The 21,295-nt window shown below is 34.4% G+C and carries 17 protein-coding genes and 1 tRNA gene; 12 read left to right on the forward strand and 6 right to left on the reverse strand.

Features of this window, described 5'->3' with window-relative positions:
* Nucleotide 1: 1 nt before the first annotated feature.
* Genes ybeY through miaB form a run of 3 tightly spaced genes read right to left on the reverse strand, consistent with a single transcriptional unit; the run spans nt 2 to nt 2,787 of the window.
* A complete protein-coding gene (gene ybeY / locus M1V25_RS04050; RefSeq protein ID WP_239986739.1) occupies nt 2-502 on the reverse strand; it encodes an rRNA maturation RNase YbeY in 501 nt (166 codons plus the stop codon).
* Complete coding sequence (locus tag M1V25_RS04055) at nt 474-1,454, reverse strand: PhoH family protein (RefSeq protein ID WP_498842507.1); 981 nt, start codon at nt 1,452-1,454, stop codon at nt 474-476. Before M1V25_RS04055 ends, ybeY begins: the two co-directional genes overlap by 29 nt.
* Nucleotides 1,455-1,458: 4 nt before the next feature.
* On the reverse strand, nt 1,459-2,787 hold the full coding sequence (gene miaB, locus M1V25_RS04060) for a tRNA (N6-isopentenyl adenosine(37)-C2)-methylthiotransferase MiaB (RefSeq protein WP_498842539.1): 1,329 nt from the start codon (nt 2,785-2,787) through the stop codon (nt 1,459-1,461).
* Nucleotides 2,788-3,139: 352 nt separating this feature from the next.
* Here miaB and M1V25_RS04065 point away from each other — a divergent pair.
* Nucleotides 3,140-3,215: transfer RNA gene (locus M1V25_RS04065), tRNA-Glu, on the forward strand.
* Between the two features lie 132 nt (nt 3,216-3,347).
* Here the strand turns inward: M1V25_RS04065 and M1V25_RS04070 are convergent.
* The 3 genes from M1V25_RS04070 to M1V25_RS04080 all read right to left on the reverse strand — a co-directional run bounded on the left by M1V25_RS04070 (nt 3,348) and on the right by M1V25_RS04080 (nt 6,114).
* Nucleotides 3,348-4,688 (reverse strand): sensor histidine kinase, encoded by a 1,341-nt coding sequence (locus tag M1V25_RS04070; protein ID WP_116963569.1) that lies wholly within the window; start codon nt 4,686-4,688, stop codon nt 3,348-3,350.
* Nucleotides 4,672-5,454, reverse strand: coding sequence for a response regulator transcription factor (locus M1V25_RS04075; protein WP_116963570.1), 783 nt, complete (start codon nt 5,452-5,454; stop codon nt 4,672-4,674). The genes M1V25_RS04070 and M1V25_RS04075 overlap by 17 nt, the downstream gene beginning before the upstream one ends.
* Before the next feature lie 321 nt (nt 5,455-5,775).
* Nucleotides 5,776-6,114 carry a hypothetical protein gene (locus tag M1V25_RS04080; RefSeq protein ID WP_498842508.1) on the reverse strand — a complete coding sequence of 113 codons (339 nt, stop codon included), beginning with the start codon at nt 6,112-6,114 and terminating at the stop codon, nt 5,776-5,778.
* 276 nt (nt 6,115-6,390) lie between these two features.
* On the opposite strand from M1V25_RS04080, the gene M1V25_RS04085 reads away from it, so the two are divergent.
* From M1V25_RS04085 to M1V25_RS04135, 11 genes are all read left to right on the forward strand, one after another.
* The gene (locus M1V25_RS04085; RefSeq protein WP_116963572.1) at nt 6,391-7,587 is read left to right on the forward strand and encodes a hypothetical protein; all 1,197 of its coding nucleotides are present in this window, start codon (nt 6,391-6,393) and stop codon (nt 7,585-7,587) included.
* An 88-nt stretch (nt 7,588-7,675) separates the two neighbouring features.
* Nucleotides 7,676-10,867: a pentapeptide repeat-containing protein gene (locus M1V25_RS04090; RefSeq protein ID WP_498842509.1), complete on the forward strand. Its 3,192-nt coding sequence runs from the start codon at nt 7,676-7,678 to the stop codon at nt 10,865-10,867.
* A 423-nt stretch (nt 10,868-11,290) separates the two neighbouring features.
* The gene (locus tag M1V25_RS04095; RefSeq protein WP_498842510.1) at nt 11,291-12,007 is read left to right on the forward strand and encodes a winged helix-turn-helix domain-containing protein; all 717 of its coding nucleotides are present in this window, start codon (nt 11,291-11,293) and stop codon (nt 12,005-12,007) included.
* Between the two features lie 583 nt (nt 12,008-12,590).
* A complete protein-coding gene (locus M1V25_RS04100; protein ID WP_498842511.1) occupies nt 12,591-13,127 on the forward strand; it encodes a type 4 pilus major pilin in 537 nt (178 codons plus the stop codon).
* A gap of 179 nt (nt 13,128-13,306) precedes the next feature.
* Nucleotides 13,307-14,146 (forward strand): pilus assembly FimT family protein, encoded by an 840-nt coding sequence (locus tag M1V25_RS04105; RefSeq protein WP_498842512.1) that lies wholly within the window; start codon nt 13,307-13,309, stop codon nt 14,144-14,146.
* 7 nt (nt 14,147-14,153) lie between these two features.
* Entirely contained in the window at nt 14,154-14,834 is a 681-nt protein-coding gene (locus M1V25_RS04110; protein ID WP_498842513.1) for a TcpQ domain-containing protein, read from the forward strand.
* A 15-nt stretch (nt 14,835-14,849) separates the two neighbouring features.
* Nucleotides 14,850-16,466, forward strand: coding sequence for a secretin GspD/PilQ domain-containing protein (locus tag M1V25_RS04115; protein WP_498842514.1), 1,617 nt, complete (start codon nt 14,850-14,852; stop codon nt 16,464-16,466).
* Nucleotides 16,467-16,485: 19 nt separating this feature from the next.
* Entirely contained in the window at nt 16,486-17,931 is a 1,446-nt protein-coding gene (locus tag M1V25_RS04120) for a hypothetical protein (RefSeq protein ID WP_498842515.1), read from the forward strand.
* Nucleotides 17,921-18,412, forward strand: a complete 492-nt coding sequence (locus M1V25_RS04125; RefSeq protein ID WP_116963579.1) for a hypothetical protein — start codon at nt 17,921-17,923, stop codon at nt 18,410-18,412. The genes M1V25_RS04120 and M1V25_RS04125 overlap by 11 nt, the downstream gene beginning before the upstream one ends.
* A gap of 25 nt (nt 18,413-18,437) precedes the next feature.
* On the forward strand, nt 18,438-20,066 hold the full coding sequence (locus M1V25_RS04130; RefSeq protein WP_498842516.1) for a GspE/PulE family protein: 1,629 nt from the start codon (nt 18,438-18,440) through the stop codon (nt 20,064-20,066).
* On the forward strand, nt 20,063-21,196 hold the full coding sequence (locus tag M1V25_RS04135) for a type II secretion system F family protein (protein ID WP_116963581.1): 1,134 nt from the start codon (nt 20,063-20,065) through the stop codon (nt 21,194-21,196). Before M1V25_RS04130 ends, M1V25_RS04135 begins: the two co-directional genes overlap by 4 nt.
* The last annotated feature ends 99 nt before the right edge of the window (nt 21,197-21,295 follow it).

The raw sequence follows: 21,295 nt of genomic DNA on the forward strand, positions 1-21,295 counted from the left end.
ATTATTTCTCAACATAAGGATTATCAATACCAAGCTGTGCTAACAAAGAAATTTCAAGGTTCTCCATTTTGTCAGCATCGGCCTTTTCAATGTGGTCATAGCCGAGTAAATGCAGTATGCCATGTATTAATATATGACACCAGTGATGATCGAGCAATTTACTCTGCTGTGTTGCTTCACTTTCTAAAACAATAGGGCAAATAATTAAATCCCCTAGAAAACTCTCCATATCTGCCTCTTGTGGTAAGCCTGGTGGCTGTTCAAAAGGAAAAGATAAGATATTCGTAGGCTTATCTTTATGGCGATAGGTACGATTGAAATACTGCATATCGTCCGTATTGACAATCTGTATGCTGATCATAGCTTGTTTAATATCAAGTGTATTAAGTACAACTTTGCACCAAACAGATAGTGTTCTTTCATCTGGGACGTTTAAACTATCAGGGTTATTAATATCCAGTATCAGCATTGTTCTAGTAATCTTGGCTATGGCTTTGCTCATAGAAATCATATGCAGCAACAACCCGTTGCACAATTGGGTGACGCACAACGTCCGCAGTTTCAAAGAAGGTCATACTAATCCCTTCAACTCCTGCTAAGACTTCAATTGCATGACGAAGCCCTGGAGTAATCCCCTTGGGCAAGTCTACTTGCGTGATGTCGCCTGTGACGATTGCAGTTGAGTTAAATCCAATGCGTGTTAGGAACATTTTCATTTGTTCTTTGGTCGTGTTTTGGCTTTCATCTAAAATGATGAATGAATCATTGATTGTGCGCCCACGCATGTAGGCTAAAGGTGCAATTTCAATAACTTGTTTTTCGATTAATTTGGTTACTCGCTCAACACCCATCAAATCATATAAAGCATCATACATAGGACGCAAATAAGGGTCTACTTTTTGTGCCAAATCGCCTGGTAGAAACCCAAGCTTTTCCCCAGCTTCAACTGCAGGGCGAACAAGTACCAAGCGCTTAACTAGTCCTTTTTCAAAAGCAGCAACAGCACAAGCCATTGCAAGGTAGGTTTTACCGGTTCCAGCCGGTCCTATGCCAAAATTAATATCATTTTCATGAATACGCTTTAAATAACGTTCTTGATTTATTGTGCGAGGATTGATCGGACGTGGACCAATCATAACAATAAACTCAGGAATAAATTTTTCTTTTTTGTCGTTTGGATTGCTCTTTGACATTTCATTTAATGCAATATTAAGTTCTTTGTTATTAAGTTCAAAATTTAGATCGTTAACCAGCTTTTGATATATCTCTTCTAAAAATGCTTTAGCGTCTTTAACGGCTGTTTTGGGTCCGACGATGCGAAAATTATTGCCTCGTTGGATAATTTCAACTGCTAAGTATTTTTCAATTAAATGTAAATTTTCATTTAGATTGCCACAAAGCTTTACCAGCATTTGGGCGCTATCTGGCTCAAGTTCGAATTGTATGGTTCTCATGAAGTTAAATTATCTCTCCGCGTAGTGAGTGTGGCAGGGCTTCAACGATTTTAACATCAATTAATTGTCCAATTAAACTAGAATCGCCAGCAAAGTTAACGATACGATTATTCTCTGTGCGCCCGGCAAGGATGTGTCGATCTTTCTTAGATATCCCTTCAACTAAAATGCGCTGAGTTGCCCCAACCATTTGACGGCTGATAATCATTGCATTGTGATTTAATTGATCTTGTAAACGCTTTAGACGTCCTTTTTTAATTTCCAGTGGAGTATCGTCTAACAAGTTAGCAGCGGGTGTGCCAGGGCGTTTGCTATAAATAAAGCTAAATGACTGATCAAAGTGAACATCTTTAACCAAATCCATTAATTTTTCAAAATCTTCTTCAGTTTCACCAGGAAAGCCAACAATAAAATCAGATGAAATCGTGATATCTGGACGCACTTTTCTAAGCTTACGGATTTTTTGTTTAAACTCTAGAATCGTATGATTACGTTTCATAGCGGCTAAGATACGATCAGAACCATGCTGAACTGGCAGATGTAAATGGTTGGCAAGTTGTGGTACTTCAGCATAAGCATTGATGAGATTATCCGAAAATTCAACAGGATGAGAAGTTGTGAAACGAATGCGTTCAACACCATCAATATCGGCAATAAAATGAATAAGAAGTGCAAGATCTGCGGTGTCACCCGAGGACATTTTACCAAGGTAGTGATTCACATTTTGACCTAAAAGTGTAATTTCTTTAACCCCTTGTTCGGCAAGAATGGCGCATTCAGCTAATACATCTTCAAACGGGCGGTTTACCTCAGGACCACGTGTATAAGGTACAACACAATATGAACAGTACTTGTCACAGCCTTCCATTATTGAAACAAAGGCCTTAGCACCTTCTGCTTTAGGTGCAGGAAGGTGATCAAACTTTTCAATTTCAGGAAAGGAAATATCAACTTGTGCAGTTTGCGTGATTTGTTTTTGTTTAATGAGCTCAGGCAAACGGTGAATGGTTTGTGGCCCAAAAACAATATCAACAAATGGTGCCCGCTTAATAATATTTTCACCTTCTTGTGAAGCAACACAGCCGCCTACGCCAATCACAAGGTTAGGATTTTTGTTTTTCAGGTATTTCCAGCGACCTAGTTCGTGAAAAACCTTTTCCTGTGCTTTTTCGCGAATTGAACAAGTGTTGATCAAGATAATATCTGCTTTACTGTAATCATCTGTTTTTGTTGTATTAAAGTGTTCACTTAGTACTTCATTCATGCGTGATGAATCATATTCATTCATCTGGCAACCCAGTGTTTTAATAAAAACTTTTTTATTCTGCTTTATTTCAAGTGCAGGTGTTTCAATCACAGTTGCTGTCATAGTTATTACCTAAGGTTTATTGAATTTCTTTTTTTTGCGTATGTATCTTTATCTTTTCAATGGTAAGTAAGCATATGGAGATAACCTACGTCATACCATCTATTTAAGAATAAAGAATACCAAGGCTAAAAACTGGCATTAGGGTAACGGGTTTTACAAAAAAATGCTAGTAAAATGTACAGCCATTCATAGGCTGTGTGCAATGCAATAAGTTAGTGAAAAATATTTTTTCTTAGTGCTTGACAAGGGTATCAAAGACCAATAGAATGCGCTCTCAGTTTTGAGATGAAATTCAAAAAACAGTAAAATTTTCCTTGTCCCCATCGTCTAGAGGCCTAGGACATCGCCCTTTCACGGCGGTAACAGGGGTTCGAATCCCCTTGGGGACGCCAAATTTACTCTCGACCAATCACTTCAAATTATCCTTTCTCTTGTTAAGAGAGAAGTTCACAGAGTCTAGGTGGAAAAATTGGTTTTGAAAGTATAGTTGGGCATGGCACAAAGTTTTGGGTAATATTACCGTTTCATAAATATGAATATTTAATCTGACACTCAGTTATATTCCATTTGATATCTACTACCAACCCTCTTTTGTCAGGATGGTTATAAATTTCTAAGTGAGCATTATTATGCTCTACAATTTCTTTAACGATAGATAAACCTAAGCCAAATCCTGGTAAATTATGACTTCTTGCTTGATCCATACGAAAAAATGGATCACATAGTTTCTCTATGAATTGTGGATCTACACCTGGTCCTTCATCTGTAAACCTTACACAAAGCACATTTTCGTTTGGTATCTTTGTTACTATAACTGTTACACCATTTGCATACTTAATTGCATTGTCAATAAGGTTTTGAACAGCTCGCTTAAATGCTTTTCTTTGTAAAGGAAGTACGACAGAAGTAAATTCAGACTCAAATTTAACGTTAAAAAAATTAATTTGATACTCATGACAAGTTGCATCGATAAAATTGACTAACTCAACAAGTTGAGTTTTTTCAATTTTATGTGCCTTTTCATTGTACACATTCATTTGGTTAAGCAAATATTCCATATCCGCATAATATTTCAGTAATTCTTGATGATAGACTTCCGGAATAGAGTTTTGCATATAAAGTTTTGCTTTTGTCAGTGGAGTTTTTAAATCATGTGACAACGCTGCTAAAGTATGAACAGCTTCATCTAACATCGTTTGTACTTTATCACTTACTTGTACCATAAGATCTGCTGTATCTTGCATAAAGAAAGGGGTAAATAGTGAATGTTTCTTTACTTTTAAACCTAAATTTTCAGCTAATTTTTGCATTTTGATATATGGTTTTAATAGCTTTTGAGTATAAGCAAAATAAATTGGAATCATGAAAGCGATAAATAATAATGAAACAACAAGTAGAAGATATAAGTAAATTCTATTTGTGTTTTCAACAACAAAATCAACGCAAAAGTCTATATCTTGATAACAAATCGACACCCCATTTTTTCCATATCCATATTCTGACTTTGGTAAAAGTTCTTGTATCCTTTTACGAACTTCTCGATAAGTTTGTGACTTATAGCCTTGCTGTAGCTCAGCTATGTTAAGCATTAGTTTTTTACTAAATATACCATTATCGGATAAATTATATTTTATGTAATCTGGCCAGGTATTAAGATATGATGATTGCTTATTTTCTGCATTAGGTAAGGCATTATAATGTAAATTGAATACGGCATTCGTTAATGAATAAATCGTTTGAGAATATCTGTTATCGTAGTAGTTAAAATATGAAATAATAATAAAAGTCGCATTGAGCAATAAAAAAACAATAAATAACTTGGGGATAATCCAGAAGTAAATCTTTGTTTTAACTTTTATTTTCATCGTAGGTATTTTGCCTTAAAATTGTGTCTGAGTAATGCACATCAGCAACCATAATATATCCAACTCCATGAATTGTTTTTATGATTTTGGGGTTAGCCGTGTCTTTTTCTACCTTTTTCCTGAGTCTACCAATAACAACGTCAACTGCGCGATCACAACCGTCATACTCACGATTATAAATTGCCCTTGTCACGTCATCCCGGGAAATAATATTTCGATTATTTTCTATTAGTATTTTAAGTAAGTCATACTCAGAATTCGACAGTTCAATACTAATGCCATTTTGATCTATTAATACGCGGTCAAAGAAGTCTAAAACTAAATTTTCAAAGTGTATATATCTTTTGTTAGAAGCATCTTTATAGTCAACAGAATATGTTCTCAATGCGCTTTTAATTTGCGCAAGTAACACCTCTGCATTAAACGGCTTAGTAATATATTGACACGCTCCAAATTCATATGAAAGTATCTTTTTCGTATCGCTATCAATCGCTGTGAGCATTATGATTGGGATATTGTGTTGACTGCGAATTTGACGGCAGATATCAATTCCATTACCATCAGGCAACATTACATCAAGAATAATAATATCAGGTATTTTTTTTAATAAAATTGATAATGCTTCTGATAAACTCTTTGCTGTATCAACAAGGTAGGCGTTGTTGATCAGTAAATTTTTTAATAACGTTATCATTTCATTATCATCATCAACTATAAGCACATTTTTTTTAGCAATTTTTGTTAACTCATTTAACTTATCTAGCATAGTAATTTGCCTTCTTTTTTCCAAATCTTATTTACATCTGATACCTATTGCAAATCGTTTTATGGGTTTTATAACACAGAAATTTATACTGATTTTGAGCGAATTGAATTGCAAACGATAGTATTCCTCTTATCAAAATTTAATCGGTGAAAAACATATAAAACTCAATGTCAGCAAGTTTGCAAAATGATTCACAATATTTATATAACATATCTATGACAGCAAACTCAATATTGCTAGTCACTTTAATACAATTGGATACATATTAATAAATAATGCCAGAATAATTATTCTTGATGTTCTAATATTACATTCCCTAACTTAGGCTTGTATGTGTTCATAAGAAACACGTACAGGCTTTAAATCATGTTGCTTAAGAAGTTGTTTAATTTCTTTAAGTAGTTTTTCCTTTTGTTCTTCTTTTGAAATATCAAGACGAATTTCACCTGTTTTATGATTAATACTGGTGTTATATGCATGTAACTCATTAGCAATTTCAGGTGTACTAAAAAGAACTTTACCTAGCGCAACATAGGCTTTATGTGAAACGTTTTCACTGGTTGCCGAAGTAAAAACAATGTTGAGTTGGTTCTTAGCTGAGCACGCTAAAGTGAAACTAGCTGCCAACATAAGCGATGTGAACGTAATAGTTTTTTTCATAATGGATTTCCTTTTGGTGAGATAAAGGCATAATTCGGTAGAATTATAAATGCATAATTATCTAATAGCATCCATTTTTGGTATTCAAGATATAAGGTGATTAAATATATAGGTATGGATTTACATAACACAGCTAACTGTATTTTTGCTTAATATCATCAAGGTGTCTGAAAGTCTGCTAAAAGATTGTAGTCTTGAAATTAATCTAATAAAGTAAATTTTATAAAATCACAAGAGATACAAATATCAAGTTTTAAAGGTTAATAGGTGAAGAATATGCCAGATGTTTATATTCAGAATTTAACAAAACGGAAAGAGACACAAGAAGTAGCATTAAAGACTTTACGGAAAAATGGTATAGATGTTCAACTAAATGGTAGTGAAGTAACGTCTATAAGCGTTATTAATAAAGCTAAAATGAAAAATCATTGCTTTGTTTTTGAGGAAAGTTTATTGCAAGATTCATTTTTTATTAGACTTTTAAAGGAGTTGATCAACTGTGGTATTAATTGTGCATTACAAGTGGGAGACTTTATTTACGAATACGTTTTGAAGCCATTTAGGCGTGAGGAAAACAATAAGGTAAGTGACCCTGTTGAGAATAAAAACAATCAAAATGAATGGGAAACTTTGTCTAAAGCTAATTCAATAATCAACTTAGAAGAAATTGAAGCAAGTGAGGTCAATAGTAAGATTGAAGTAAATAAGGTGAATAACGAAGACGATGAGTTTTGCATTATTAATAAAACTGATTGCGAAGGTATGAATAAAGAATTCTCAATTAAAAAATCTGAGGTGAATAGCTTTGAAGATACGTTAACAAGTAAAGTAAATCTTGCTAAATTTATTAAAGATAAAATATTAGGGCATTTACCTCAAACTGTTCGTAATGGAGGTCTTGGTGGTGGATTTGAAAGAGGAACAATATTAATAAAGGGGTTAACTCAGCAAGAAGCTTGTGCAATATATGAGTTTCTTAAGCCTAATGGAGCAGCAGCTTCATACCAACGTTTATCGACACATGGCGATTTGGTTTGGGGAGTGGACTTAGATCAAAATCAGTATATCTTAACCAAAGATGGTCGTAAGTTTAGACATCTCTTATTTTCTATGCCACAACCATATGAAGGAGAGATTCATGATGCCAGTGAAGCACCTATACTAGAAAAAGTTCAACATTATGTCACAGATTCAGAGTATAAAGATAAGCCTTTTTATATTCGGCTTAAACCAGAGTCCTATGGAATGAATGATGTATTGAGCATAATAGGACATTCTGTAGGTTACCTTCATACCAGAATATTTTCAGGTTATAAGCAAAAGCCTGGTTATTATGGTGAAGGTGAAAAGAGTAAAAATGGTGAGTTTGTAATTGACCTTAGAAACCCAGCAAAACAGGAAATGATTGAGCCTATATTTAATAAAAATAAAAGTAATTTAAAAGTACAGAATCTAGATATAAAAAATAGTTAAATCATTTAGGAATTAATTTATAAAGTGTGATGAAAGCCACACTACAGAACATTAGTGCCTCATTATAATAATTAAAAGGGGTGGAGCTATGCCAGATCATCAAGAATTACTAAATCAGCTAGAAGAGATAAAAAGTAAGACACTACTTATCGAGATTTCAAAGGATAGAGGGAATCTTAGCTTATTGCAACGTTATGTTGATTCCCGACGTTTAGAAAAAGATCGTGATGCACGAGGTAATTTTAATGACTATCTTCAAACGAAAATAGCAAAAGGGGAATTACAGCTATATAAAGAAAATGGTAGTTTGGTCGTTAAAGAGAAAAATGCTCAGCCCTCTTCTTTAGAAGCTTATCCATACCAAAACGGTGAACTTGTTGTTGCTAATATTTGTAATGTACAGATAGGTTTAGATCCTGAACACCCTTCTTCAGAGTATGATGAGGAAAACATAGACATTGCCGATGGAGATTTTTCTGGTAGTACATTTTCAAGTGTTTATTTTTATCCTGGTTGGAAACAAGAGTGGCAAGTAGATAAAAACGAATATCGTATTGATACTCAAACTCAAAGTAGCCTTCAAAATGTAGTATTACGTGATTGCCTTTTTGATAAGGTTACCTTTAAAAATGTAGATTTGAGTAAAGTTGATTTTCGTGGTACAAAATTGAAAAATTGTTCTTTTTATGGTTATGAACGAAATAGCCGATTATTAGATCATTTATATCTAGATTATTATGATCCACAATTTGTACATAAGCTTGGTATATTTACAATCAAACAGGAAGCATCACTAAAATGGTATAGTGAGCATGAGCAAATTGAAAATAAGTTCAAAAAAGAGCTAAATCAGAAAGTTCAAACCTTAGAAAGTGAACAGGCAAAAAATAAGAGCTTTTGGGATAAGGCTGCCAATAAATTCGTAGGTATATTTTGGGAAACTGAAGAAAACCGAAAATTCAAGGAGAAAATAAAACACGAAACACAAGAAATTGAAAAACAAAAACAAATAGCATTGCACGCACATGAGCAAAAGTTACTAATTAATTTAAAGGAGAGAGTACAGTCTGATCCATGTTATATCCCTATGGACACTAAAGTTGTTAACAGTAAAAAGGTGTTATTAAAAGCGACAAAAGAAGATTTGCAATCTTATGTAAATGCTTGTAAACATTCTGAATCAGTTATCCCTTTAAACAATTTTATTTTGGAGCAGCACAAAGAGAAGTCTAACGGTAATCCTTTAGGTGGTTCGCAGGAAAAGTTGACTTATCACGCTAATTTTAGTGATGAAAACTTGGTTATTGAAAATATGGACTTTTCTGGTCTTGATCTTTCTGGTGTGATTTTCGCTAAAGTGACATTTAAAAATTGCAAGTTTGATCATGCTAATTTAAGTGCAAGTTGTTTTGAAGGGGTAAAATTTGATGGTGATAATTCATTTAAAGATGCCACATTGAATGATGCTAATTTAATTGGAGCTCGAGCTATCAATGGTGCAAAAGTCGATTTTGAAAATGTCAAAATGATTAGAGCACGTATGATGAAAAGTGAATTCCAGGGTAGTAATTTTAATGGCGCTATAGCTTATGCTGCTGATTTCACCCATGCGAATATTGATAAAGCAACTTTAGATAAAATAAATTTGAATTATGGTGATCTTGAGCATGCTAATTTAAGAGCTGTGACAGCTCGTTTACAAGCACAATTTAAAAACGCAAATTTGACTCATGCGATATTAGATCGTGGTAAGTTTGATGGTGCTGACTTTAAAAATGCAGTTATGCGATATACGCATGCTGTTCATACTGTGTTTGATGGTGCAAACATGCCAAACGTCAATGCAGAAAACGGTAATTTTTCTTATGCTCACCTAAACAAAATAAAGGGCAAGAATATCAACTTTAGGGGTACGAAGTTGATTTATGCCTATCTGCGTGATAGCGATCTAGAAAATGTCAAATTTAATAAAAACACTCTTCTGTTAGGAGTAGATCTAAAAGATGCAATAGGTGTAGAAGGTTTACGTGAGTTGCTAAGGGAACAAGAAAAGATTCAAAAGCGATTTTTGGGTAGAAGTCGTTATGCAATATGCCAAAATAATGAAGATGGGAGCAATGATCGTTATACATGCCAAAAGCTTGGTGCAGCAGTATTATCTACTGTTTTGGCAGGGGGGAGTGCTTATTCATTTGCAGGAATATTTGCAGGTCTATCAGCAGGAGCACTTGCTGGCTATATTAGTCAAACTGGTTTAGAGCGGATTAAAGAATCTTATTTCAAAGAAAGAGGGTACATCGACAATATTTTGGGTGATAAATTGGCAGAGCTAGGTGCAATTGCCTGTGCAGCAGGTGTGAATAGTTTAGATAAGGCGGTGATCACGTTGCCTTTGGCCGTTGCATTGTGTACTGGTATAAGTATATTGTCACCAGGTGCGAATATGGCTTGGCTTGTAGGAGGGGGTGCTGCTCTGTATACAGGTGCAAACTTATATACAGGGCAACAAGAAGGAAATCGGTTTAAGTATCTTATCAGTAAAGGGTTAACTTGGTTAGGAGGTGCTGCAACCTTTGTTGGGCTAAGCTCAATGGGTAATTGGTTTAACCAAGTGTCAAATATGATATATTATGGGGCAATTTATGGCGCTGTGAGTGGAGCATATAAGGCTTATCAACGATTGTTTAATGAAGAAAACATCACCCCTGAACAGATATATTGTGAATCTCGGGATCAGTTAGAGCAAGTTAAAGGAAAGATTCAAGGAACAGGGCAAATATGGTCTAATACACGTGAATTTGTGCTGCAAAAGTTCTATGAATGGAAGCGCACGTTAATCATTGGATTGGCTGCGTTGTTAGCAATTTTAGCAACACCATTACTTGGAGAGTTGATAGGTGTAGCTATTGCAACTAATGTCTTAATTGGTTTGGCATTAGTAACAGCAACATTGGCGATAGGATATTTATTTTTTTATGATTCATTGTTTTTCTCAAACTTAAAAACAAAATTGATAAATCTTACAACAGATAAGCCAGATAATGAAAAGCATTTTGATATTGAGCAAGAGCAAGATACAAAAGATAAAAATCCTGGGAAAAATAATTCCTTAGAGATTCAAAATTCAAGTGAAAAAGGGAATAGTTTAAACGTTATACAATTACCAAAAACATCTAACCTGCCAGTTCAAGAAACAAAACAAAATATAAGTTTTACTGAAGGAAACTTGATATTTAATAATGAAAATACTCAGTCAGCAGGATTAAATAAAGAGCTTTAGCTAGGCTGAATTTGTATTGTTCAAAACTAACTAAAATTTACTATTCGTAAAGTCTATTTATTTAAGGCATAAATATTAAGCAGATTGTGTCATTTGAGTGTGTTTGATTTGAACATAAATAGTACTTAACTAGACATCTATTAACATTTCAGTACATTTTATACAGTGATAAGAATTTTTTTTATTTAGATAATGTCATCCAAGCTTAATTTTGAGTCCAATGAGTTAGTTCAGTAAAGATTTCTCTAGCTAAATTCTTGATTAATAATCTATCAAGCTAAAGATGAGAAGAGATAGAAAGAAAATAAGGAGTACTGAGCGGAGCATTGTAAGTTTTCTATTGTTTGTCTTACTGATCAGCTATTGCAGCTCAAATTCTTCTTAAGGAATTATCTTGCAGCAGACCATATCGATGTCTAGCTCATGGGGGATAGAGAGTTGGTTAAAAATAATATCTTAATAGTGGGGGTTGATAAATATTATGTTAATCAATTAAGTAATCATTTAAAAAATTGCCAAATTATTAAATGTAACAATGTTTTACAACTAGATAAGTTTTTGATAACTCAAAAAGTTGATCTATTAGTTCTTTCAAGTGTTATCAATGGAGCATTGACTAATACATTATGCTATGAAGTTTACCAAAGCCGATCTGAGCTGCCTATTATTGTGATTAGCGATAAGTCAGATATTCAGTTAGAGGTAATGTTTTACCAATCTGGTATTATAGATTACGTTGACAAGGGAACAGATATAAAGATTGTATCAGCAAAAATAAGTGCAATATTGAGAATCCTCAACAACAAAGATGAAAAATATAAGCATATTTTTTTTAATGATATTTGTTTGGATATAGATCAAAAATGCCTAATTGATGTGAGAAAACATCCTCATAAACTTTCTTTGTCTGAGTTTTTAGCATTAAGTTTTTTTCTAAAACAGTCAAATAAAATTGTCTCAAGAGATGAGCTTTCTTGGTGTGTATATGATCGACCATATGATGGTATGGATCGAACGATTGATGTATTAATTAGCAAGCTTAGAAAAAAGTTGAGTATAGCAACAACTAATGGTTCGTTGATTAAAACGGTTAATAGAGCGGGTTATATGTTTTGTGCAGATAATCATTCTGATCGGTAATCCAATTTCTGTATTAATAAACAATAAGTTATATTAAAACATAAATTGTAAGCTTGACATACAGACTGTTACCTTATAAAGAATGACATGAATTACTTCCTATGGTTTAATTTTGGACATCTTTAAGTTAAAGATGTTTTGCAAAAATGGGGAATAAATTGAAAATGTTCATATTGAGCGTTCCATAGCTCATATTCGTTAATCTATCAGCATGTTGATAAATTTAAAAGCATAAGAAGTTGATGCAGGTTGTGCGTTTCTGATGTGTAAGGTCATGCAAAGTTTTAGAAATCTTTTTTGCCACTAATAATATAAGCCTTATACAGGCTTATGGATGGGTTTGTCTATGTCAAAAAGATTAAATGGGGGAGTGTCTACATGGAATAATATTAAAGAGTTTTTATGGGGTAATCGCCAATCAATTTGTCCGATAAAAGTGCTAAATATTGTGACCTAAAATTAAATCCTGTAATTTTGTCTCAAAGCATCAGGTTAAATACTTAATGCTGTAATAAACAATAAAAAAGCAATAAACAACAAAAAATCAAACCAACGTAATAAACAACAAAAAAGGAGAAAAAATATGAAGAAAATAAATACATCAGCAAAACAAAAAGGGTTTTCATTAATTGAGTTGATGGTAGTACTCGTTATTATTGGGGTGTTAACAGCGATTGTGATTTCACAGTTTGCTAAAGCTGCGCAAAAAAACCGTATTCTAGAAACAACGGGTTTAATAGGTACCGTTCAGTCAGCCATACATGATGTGACTCAAATGGATTTAGGACGAGCAATTGACGCTAAGTTGTTAATAGACAGTGATCGTGTTGCAAAGAAATATATCAATCAGGATAAACTTGTTACGCCATTTGGAGGTGAATTTAAGGTTAATGGGATAGCTAATGGGACTGAGTATACTATCGAATTTGACAGTATGTCCCAGCAAGCGTGTGATTCATTGGCAAATGCAGTAGCTATGTCTGATGCCCTAAAAATAAAAATAGGAGCACAGGCAGAAAGAAACTCTCCAATTACTTCTACTGAAGTAGCGGCAGATTGTGTAAAAGAGACTGCAACTGTTGGGACTAAATATGCGTTGAAGATTATATTCAAACGCTAATATGGTTCCACATGAGTGTGTTTACTAAATAACTATTAAAAAATAACTTCAACAACACTATGTGTAACACCCTCTTTGACCTTGTTTTGTCAAAGGGAAGGTAAAAAACAAAAAATCAACTTAATATTTTTGTGTTTATTGCTAAAAAAATAATAGAAATTTAAGTTAGGAAAAACCAAATGTATATATTCTCAAAAAAACTAAATTGCGTCCGCGTAAGGCATAAAGAGCAAGGCTATATCTTAATTTCATTAATGGCATCATTAGTAATTTTGGGTCTTATTGCAATTAGTGAATATATGCAATTGGTCAAAAAGCAACAGCTTGAGAGAGCCGAGACTGCTGCCAACAATATTATACACATTGCTTACACAATTGGTGATGCGATTTATGAGCCAATGCAACTTTTTGAAGAGAGTAAAAAGGACCCATCTAGCAGAAAACATAGTGATCTAGCTCGGCAAGTTAAAGATGTAAGTAAAGAATGGTCAGATCAATACGGGTATAATGGTGAGATAAGTTTAGCGAGGTTTTATCATACAGATAAGTTGTTTGCAGTGTGTGGAATAACCCACCCGTTAGATCAGAAGACAAAGCTTTTCAGTGAATCATGTGTAGAACATAATCGTGCAAGGAGTGATGATAAAAGTTGGGCGTGTCAATGTGCAAGTCAACGTATTGAAAATTTCCCATTTTCTAACATGAATAAAAGTGACATTATTGTTATGCAGCCACTAGGATTAGCTAAGGATGAAACACCGAAATCCGTGTTATTACGTGTGCCTTATCCTAAGCTTGGCGGTAAAGTGGACACAGGACTCGCTCTAAAAATGGTGGCATCTTTAAAGAAAAACCTAATCAATACGCCAGTATCTCAATTTGCAATTTGCGCAGGAAAATTTAAAAGCCATGGTATAACACTTACCAGATTTAGTTGTGAAAGAGATATTGATTCAAATGATGCACTCGATCCTAGCGCTTCCAATCAGTTTATTTATATCGATATTGCAAGAAGGTAAAAACAATATGAATAAGAAAATTAATTATAAGCTAAAGTGTTTTATTAGCTTCCCAGTACTTTTATGCACGGCTATGTTGCCTTATCAACTTGCTGTGGCAAATAAATTAGCAGTAGATGATCACTTTAAGCTGTTAAATCCTTATTGTATTTCAGATAAAGCTTGTGCTGATGCTGATCTTACGAAAACACATGGCATGGCTAAGATTTCTTCTGATGATGAATATAATGGTTTTGCACTCATCGTGGCTGACAATTTATTAGATCAGACGTTTTCTAGCAAACAGGTATATCAGATTTTTAGCCAAGAAAACAATGATTATGCCATAAGTATTAATCTAGACGATAAAACAGTTGCGATTGCTAAAACACAAAAAGAAGCTGATTTACTAGCAATGCGCCCAAGACAATTATTTTATGCTGAACAAGGGCAAACTTTAAAACAGACAGTTGAACGATGGGCCTCTTATCAAGGTATTAAAGTGATATGGGAAGCATCTGTTGATTATAAGCTTGCCGCTTCGGCACAGTTTGAGGGACAACTGTTAGCAAAAAATGGAGCATTAAACAATTTGCTAAAAGCATTTGAAGATGCTGATCATCCACTGGAAGCACAGTTAAAGACAAATAACGTTTTGCTAATTAAAGCAAAATCATATTCTGCAAACATGGTCGTCATGCAAAAGTAGTTAAGGTTGTGGATAATGAAAAACAATAAAAAGATATTACGTGTGTCGCTGTTGAGTAGCTTGGTGCTATCGATGGCTGGTTGTAGCACTGCTATATATAAAACTGTTGATGAAAATGCAGATGCGAATATTGAGAAAACTAAGGCAATGATGTCAAACTTGAAAAAGCCAGAATCAGAGAGTTTTGTGACGATTAGTGATGAGCCTTACGTTCAAGGAGATTTAATTGATATTCAAGCACAAAACGCCTTGCCTGAAATATTTCAACGGTCATTTGCTTATAACAATACAGCAACAGGAGTAACACTTGAAACGCTGATAGCAAAAATACAGCGAATTACTCAATCTAAGGTTGTTTTTTCGGAAGGTGCTATTGAGTATATTTCTCAGCGAGAACATCTAGCGATGCCAGAGTCTGATATGCTAAAAAAAGAGCAGGTAGCGTATGAGATGTCGGATATTCATGATGTGATGATTCATTGTGACTATGATGGCAATATTGCCGGATTTTTAGATTACTTTGCTTTTAAGCTTGGCATTTTTTGGAAGTATGATCAAAGTAGAAATACAGTTGAATTTTTTAGAATGGAAACAAAGACATTCCATGTTGATATTTTGACTGACAAGATTAAGACAACAGCGAAAGTCGGTAGTAACTCCAATACAGGGGTTAATCAATCTGCATCACTTCAAACTGAAAACCAAGCAGAATATGACAATCCTTGGGCAGCAGTGATTAAAACTATTAAATCTATTATTGGTAAATTGGGTACTGTGGATGAAAACTCGACACTTAACCTAATCACGGTAAAGACAACGCCACTATTAATGCGTCAAGTATCTCAGTATTTAGAAGAAATTAACCGTACAGCCAGAAAGAAAGTAGTGATTAGACTAGATGTCTATGATGTAGATCAGAAAAATTCTTCTGGTTATGGTTTTAATTGGGATGCTGTATATAAAGCAACAAGTGGTAAAATTTCTTGGAACACTCCGACATTAACCGATAACATTACTGGAATTAGTAATTATGGTACCCTAACAGGTGCTATTTCTTCAGGACCTTGGAGTGATTCGAAATTAATTATCAACGCTTTGCAAACGATTGGTAAAACAACACACGTGACAGGAACAACGCTTTATACGGTTAGTGGTCGTCCTGTGCCTATTCAAGTATCAACGACAACGGCTTATATTAAAAAAGTGGATGTTGTGGTCACGGCAAGTGGCAGTGGACCAGGAGCTGTGCAACGATCAGTAACGCCTGGTGAATACACTGAAGGTTATGAAATCAAAGTCTTGCCGATTGTTGTCAAAGGCAATGAAGTACTGGTTGATTTAAGTGTTAATTTAACGAATTTGGTACGTATGGATGAATCACAAGTTCCTGTGGATGGTAGTACACAGCCACAGACGATTAAATTGCCGTCAATACGTAATAAAAGTTTTATGCAATCTGTGCCGCTAAAGTCCGGACAAACCGTGATTTTGGCTGGTTTTGAAGACACTAAAGATAACGCACAAACCGATAGCATTGGACCTAAAAGTACTTGGATGTTAGGTGGTTCACAAGCAGCTATAAACAACTCGACGATTACCGTTATTGTTGTAACGCCTTATTTAATACGTTAGGGGCTATGGAGAAGTTAATATGATCATTCATATAAATAATAACCATTATTTGATAGGACTGACGTGGCTGATGCTTGAAACAGAAAGTGCAATGATGCAAGAGTTTGAGCGTATGCATTGTGATGGCTTTCTTGTCGATACTAAGCGCGGAATTGCTGCGGGGGTGTCGCCTGATTTATCTTTAAACAAAAATGATGTAATTGGTGCTATATCACTTGCTGCTGTGGTAAGTGAGTTATCAAAAGATGCTATTTATGTTTTCCCTTTGACGAGTAAAAGTGGCGAATATACAGGAAAATATTGGTTGTGTTCTATTAAAAATGGCATTGTTTTGCCAACAGCATTACTTCCCGTTACTAAAGAAATAGAGTCTAAGATCTCTACTGTTAACCAATCACACGACCATATTCAACTATCAGGGGATATGATCGTTGATGAGGGGTCTTTGCATAGATTTTTGTTATATTTAGAGAAAGTTTTTTCATCAAATATATTTAGGCAAGTTTTACATTGTGATAAGGATAGTAGTGCCTTTTTTATCAATAAAATAGAATCAGATTTTGGAATTGACAGAACAGCTATTAAAAAAAGCTCTTTAACTGAACTGCTTCTTAATGTGCCAGATCAACAACGATTTTGTATTAAGCCATTGCTTAAAAATATTAAAAAGATAGCGCCAAAAAAAGGCACTGCTAATAAAAAAAGTCTTCCTATGTCACGGCGTAAGCTGATTGGATATGGAGTTTTATTATTATCATTGATGGTAGGTGGTTACATGTATTTTTTTAATGATTCGCCTTCCCAGCTTTCAGCTATAAAAGGAGAAGATAAGATTAAAAAGCAGCAAGAAAAAGAAGAATTTTTTAACAAAATAAATAGTGAAATTAACAATAAGAATGCATATCCACTTATTATTAAATTTATTAATGCTATTAGCAATTTGCCTGTTTCTATTTTACAGTGGCATATCCAGAAAGTTTATTATGATGCTAGTGTATCGGATACTGTTGATGCTACTTATGTTTTATCTAGTAAAGATCATATTGTTTCACTGACTCAAGCGTCATTTAACAGTATTCAATCATTGCAAGTAGCCTCAGTAACCGCTATAGCTGATAATATAACCAGTGCTCGTTTTAAGTTTATTTCTGATAAAAATACTTCAAAAGATCAATCAACGTTTAACTTAAACAGTGCGGGACCCAAAGGTCGTTATCGTTTTGATAAATTTATTGAAGAACTAAAACTCAGGGGGATGAACTTTAACTTGGCAAAAGCTCAGGTGTTGTCTTATGAGCTTCGCAAACACCCATTAACCATTTTAGGTCAGGGAATGCGGGAGCTTTTGTCGATAGCAGCAATGGCAAAAGAGCTTAATACATTTGTTTTAGTAAGTGTTGAAATACAAAATCATCAAAATACACCCATATCATGGGTTGTTAAAGGAGAGGTATATGAAGCATAGAATGATACGCTGTGCGTTGTTTTTTGTTGCACTAAACTCGGCAGTAGCAATGGCTTATACACAAACAAATTCATCGCAAACGTATGCAATTGATTCAACACAGGAATATTATAAGAGTATTCAAGCGCAAGATCATTTGCATGCACAGATTGAACAGCAAGCACTTGAGAATAAAGCCATGCAGCAAAAGATAGATAGTTATAAATTGCAAAGGCAGCTTGCTGCCATTGGCAAATCGAAAGCATCATTAAGTGGAGCTTCGGCTAAGCAAGGTGACTATAGTATTGAAGTTGCTGAAGTATCAAAAGAAGATGGCATTTGGGAAGCAGTGATTTGGTATCATGCCAAAAAACATGAGCTTAAGGTTGGTGATATGCTGGAGGGTCGTTATAAAGTCGCTTCAATTAATGCCAATAAAGTGATACTCCTTGATGCTACAAGTCTTGATAAAGAGAGATACTTGACGATTGATGTTGGCTAAATTTAGTTAGGATGTAAAAGTATTTATGAGTAGCAAATATCAAACAGTAGGCGATATTTACGGCAATATCTATCAGCCACAAAGTACCGGTGCGTATAAGCATATTGGTTCACTAAATGAGTTAGACTTTAGTATTCAAAAAGTAATTAGTGAGTCGATTAGAAAAGAACAATACGTTTTTGCTAAGGCACTCAAAGATGGTCGTCAAGAGATTATCGTAGCCTTTATTTCAACAGACGTACCTGAAGCACGCTATGAACATATTAAAAAACAAGTAAAGAGTTACGTTAAAGGCGATATACCGATTGTTGTCCAGCCAGTTTCCCCCCTATTGTTAGATGATGTTATTGCGTTAGCATCAGAAGATGAAATTGATACAGGCATTTTAAGTGAATTTTATAACATTGTGAAAGAGGCGGTAGACAACCATGCCTCAGATATCCATATTGAAGCAACTGCCACAAAGGTTGAATTAAAGCATCGCATTAATGGTTTGGTATATTTACATAAAGAATATGATGCGGATGTGATGCTTAAGGTGCTTCGTGCTATTTATAACACCAAAGGACATTATGGTACAGTTGATAAACAACTAGATTTATACAATAAAGCACAGCAAGCAGTAATTGATCAAAATATTGCTGGCATGGTATATCGACTAAGGTTCCAAAGTACTCCTTTATATCCTTATGGTTATAATGTTGTTATGCGTGTATTATCGATGGGTAAAAAACAAAGCCAAACGATAAATTCATTAGGTTATTCCTCTCAACAAGTTGAATTAATAGATAAAGCCTTGACTGCACCGGAAGGAGTGATTATTTTTTCTGGTGAAATTGGTTCGGGGAAAAGTACCTCTTTGTCAGTGGTATTGAAATTAATGGTTGATCGCAGTCGTCGACAGAAAAAAATCCTTACAATCGAGTCACCTCCTGAGTATATTATTGATGGTGCTTGCCAAATTCCTGTTCATGAAACGGCAGATGATACAAGTCAGATGACATTAGAAAAGTTTAATCATACTTTTAAAGCAGCAATGCGGCTTGATCCTGATGTTATTATGGCAGGAGAAATTCGTGATCGCTCATCTGCGGCATTGTTGCAACAGGCAGTGCAATCGGGGCATAAGGTGCTAACAACATTACATGCGCAAAATGCTTTTTTATGTATTGATCGTTTAATGGGAATTGGTATTGATAGAGATGTTTTATTATCACCTAAATTTTTATCGCTGATTGTTCACCAAACCCTTATTCCAATTGTATGTCCTCGGTGTGCTTGGAGTTATGATAAATATCAATCCATATATCCTGATTGTCAGATATTGCAAAGGTTGCAAAATATTAATCGCTATTATGGTAATGATGACCATCGGTTAGCCGATGTGCATTTTGCCAACCCAGATGGATGTATTCACTGTGATCATAAAGCGGCGATTGGTCGCGAGGTGGTGGCTGAAATATTAGCACCAACGGAGAAAATATTAGAAAAAATTAATTTAGGTAAGCATCAACAAGCAAGAGAAATATGGCATCAAAATGGTGGTAAAACGATTAGCTACCATGCCTTTGAAAAAGTGTTATCAGGTTTGCTTTGCCCTGTTATTTATGAGTATAAAATGGGTCGCTTAGATCAGTTGGAGGGGGTTTTATGATAATATCTTCATTAAAATCAATGATTTTACGCTTGCGTGGAGTGCGTGAAAGTAAAAAGCAGGATACCTCCAAAAAGTACAATATGTTAATGGTTTTTGTTTTACGTCTATTTTTTTCTAACCGTGTGCGTGCATCATTGTATCAAAATATTATTTTGGTGATGAGTAACAGCAGCTTGAGTATCTATGGAACACTGGTGGCATTAAAGGAAAAATATCAATATTATCGATCATTTAACAATAAAGTTTTGGCAACAATTTTACAAGATTGGATTACTAAAATTGAATACGATGGTATGACGTTTGATGAAGCGATTAAGCCTTATATTCCAGAAAATGAACATATGATGATTAAGGCAAACTTTGATAATCCGATCAATGCGCTTGATTATGCTAGCTCACTCACTCAAAAGTTTGCCTTGTTAGCCAAGAAAATTGCCATCGGTATGATTATGCCAACAATTTCAATATTAGTTTTAATTGGTGTTATTGTTGGTTGTTCATTGAAGGTAATTCCGATGTTATTGGAATCGTTACCAAAAGAGAACTTATCAGGAAACATAGCAGATTTTATTGCGTTAAACGATTATATTACAGGTCATACTTGGCATATTATTTTGCTTGCTATTGTACTTTTTATTATGCTTCCTATTATTGTTAAGCGTTGGACTTTTAATATACGTTACCATTTGTTTGATAAATTATGGGGATTTGCTGAGTATAAAAGAATACAGGCAACAAGTGTCCTTATTTCCTTAGCATCATTACTTAGCTCAGGAAAGAGCTTTAACATGGCATTTATGTTAATTGAAAATAACTGCTCTCATTACTTAAAGCAATATATTAGCAAGATTAGATTGATGATGTCACAAGATGGAGTTTCTGCTGGACGTGCTTTAGCAAGTGTTAACCTTTTTAACAACAATACATCATTGCTTTTGGATATTTACACCGATACAGGTGCAATTGAACAAGGGTTACTTGCATTAAGTGAGCGTGTATTGGAAACGGAGATTGAAGCAATTGTAACAAAAATGAAGATGATTGGTTTTATTATCTTAAGTTTATCAATGAGCTATATTGGCTTTTTTTATTTCTCAGTTGCTACTTTGTCAGACAGCATGAAATAAATTAGATTTTGGATACAAAACGGAATGCACGCTAACGCTTGGTCTAGGCATTAAATTGACTGTTTAGAGGGTATACAAATAACAAATTTGTTGTCCTTT

This window comes from Candidatus Nebulibacter yamunensis (genome assembly GCF_024208055.1).
Taxonomy (GTDB): Bacteria; Pseudomonadota; Gammaproteobacteria; order Francisellales; family Francisellaceae; genus Caedibacter; species Caedibacter lacustris.

Bases quoted from the DNA above. Each gene is read 5' to 3' on its own strand.
- M1V25_RS04095 (WP_498842510.1), top strand. From the start codon at position 11,291: ATGGGGGATAGAGAGTTGGTTAAAAATAATATCTTAATAGTGGGGGTT.
- M1V25_RS04070 (WP_116963569.1), bottom strand. From the start codon at position 4,688: ATGAAAATAAAAGTTAAAACAAAGATTTACTTCTGGATTATCCCCAAG.
- M1V25_RS04080 (WP_498842508.1), bottom strand. From the start codon at position 6,114: ATGAAAAAAACTATTACGTTCACATCGCTTATGTTGGCAGCTAGTTTC.
- M1V25_RS04055 (WP_498842507.1), bottom strand. From the start codon at position 1,454: ATGAGAACCATACAATTCGAACTTGAGCCAGATAGCGCCCAAATGCTG.
- M1V25_RS04085 (WP_116963572.1), top strand. From the start codon at position 6,391: ATGCCAGATGTTTATATTCAGAATTTAACAAAACGGAAAGAGACACAA.
- M1V25_RS04130 (WP_498842516.1), top strand. From the start codon at position 18,438: ATGAGTAGCAAATATCAAACAGTAGGCGATATTTACGGCAATATCTAT.
- M1V25_RS04120 (WP_498842515.1), top strand. From the start codon at position 16,486: ATGATCATTCATATAAATAATAACCATTATTTGATAGGACTGACGTGG.
- M1V25_RS04110 (WP_498842513.1), top strand. From the start codon at position 14,154: ATGAATAAGAAAATTAATTATAAGCTAAAGTGTTTTATTAGCTTCCCA.
- M1V25_RS04100 (WP_498842511.1), top strand. From the start codon at position 12,591: ATGAAGAAAATAAATACATCAGCAAAACAAAAAGGGTTTTCATTAATT.
- M1V25_RS04125 (WP_116963579.1), top strand. From the start codon at position 17,921: ATGAAGCATAGAATGATACGCTGTGCGTTGTTTTTTGTTGCACTAAAC.
- ybeY (WP_239986739.1), bottom strand. From the start codon at position 502: ATGAGCAAAGCCATAGCCAAGATTACTAGAACAATGCTGATACTGGAT.
- M1V25_RS04105 (WP_498842512.1), top strand. From the start codon at position 13,307: ATGTATATATTCTCAAAAAAACTAAATTGCGTCCGCGTAAGGCATAAA.
- M1V25_RS04075 (WP_116963570.1), bottom strand. From the start codon at position 5,454: ATGCTAGATAAGTTAAATGAGTTAACAAAAATTGCTAAAAAAAATGTG.
- M1V25_RS04135 (WP_116963581.1), top strand. From the start codon at position 20,063: ATGATAATATCTTCATTAAAATCAATGATTTTACGCTTGCGTGGAGTG.
- M1V25_RS04115 (WP_498842514.1), top strand. From the start codon at position 14,850: ATGAAAAACAATAAAAAGATATTACGTGTGTCGCTGTTGAGTAGCTTG.
- M1V25_RS04090 (WP_498842509.1), top strand. From the start codon at position 7,676: ATGCCAGATCATCAAGAATTACTAAATCAGCTAGAAGAGATAAAAAGT.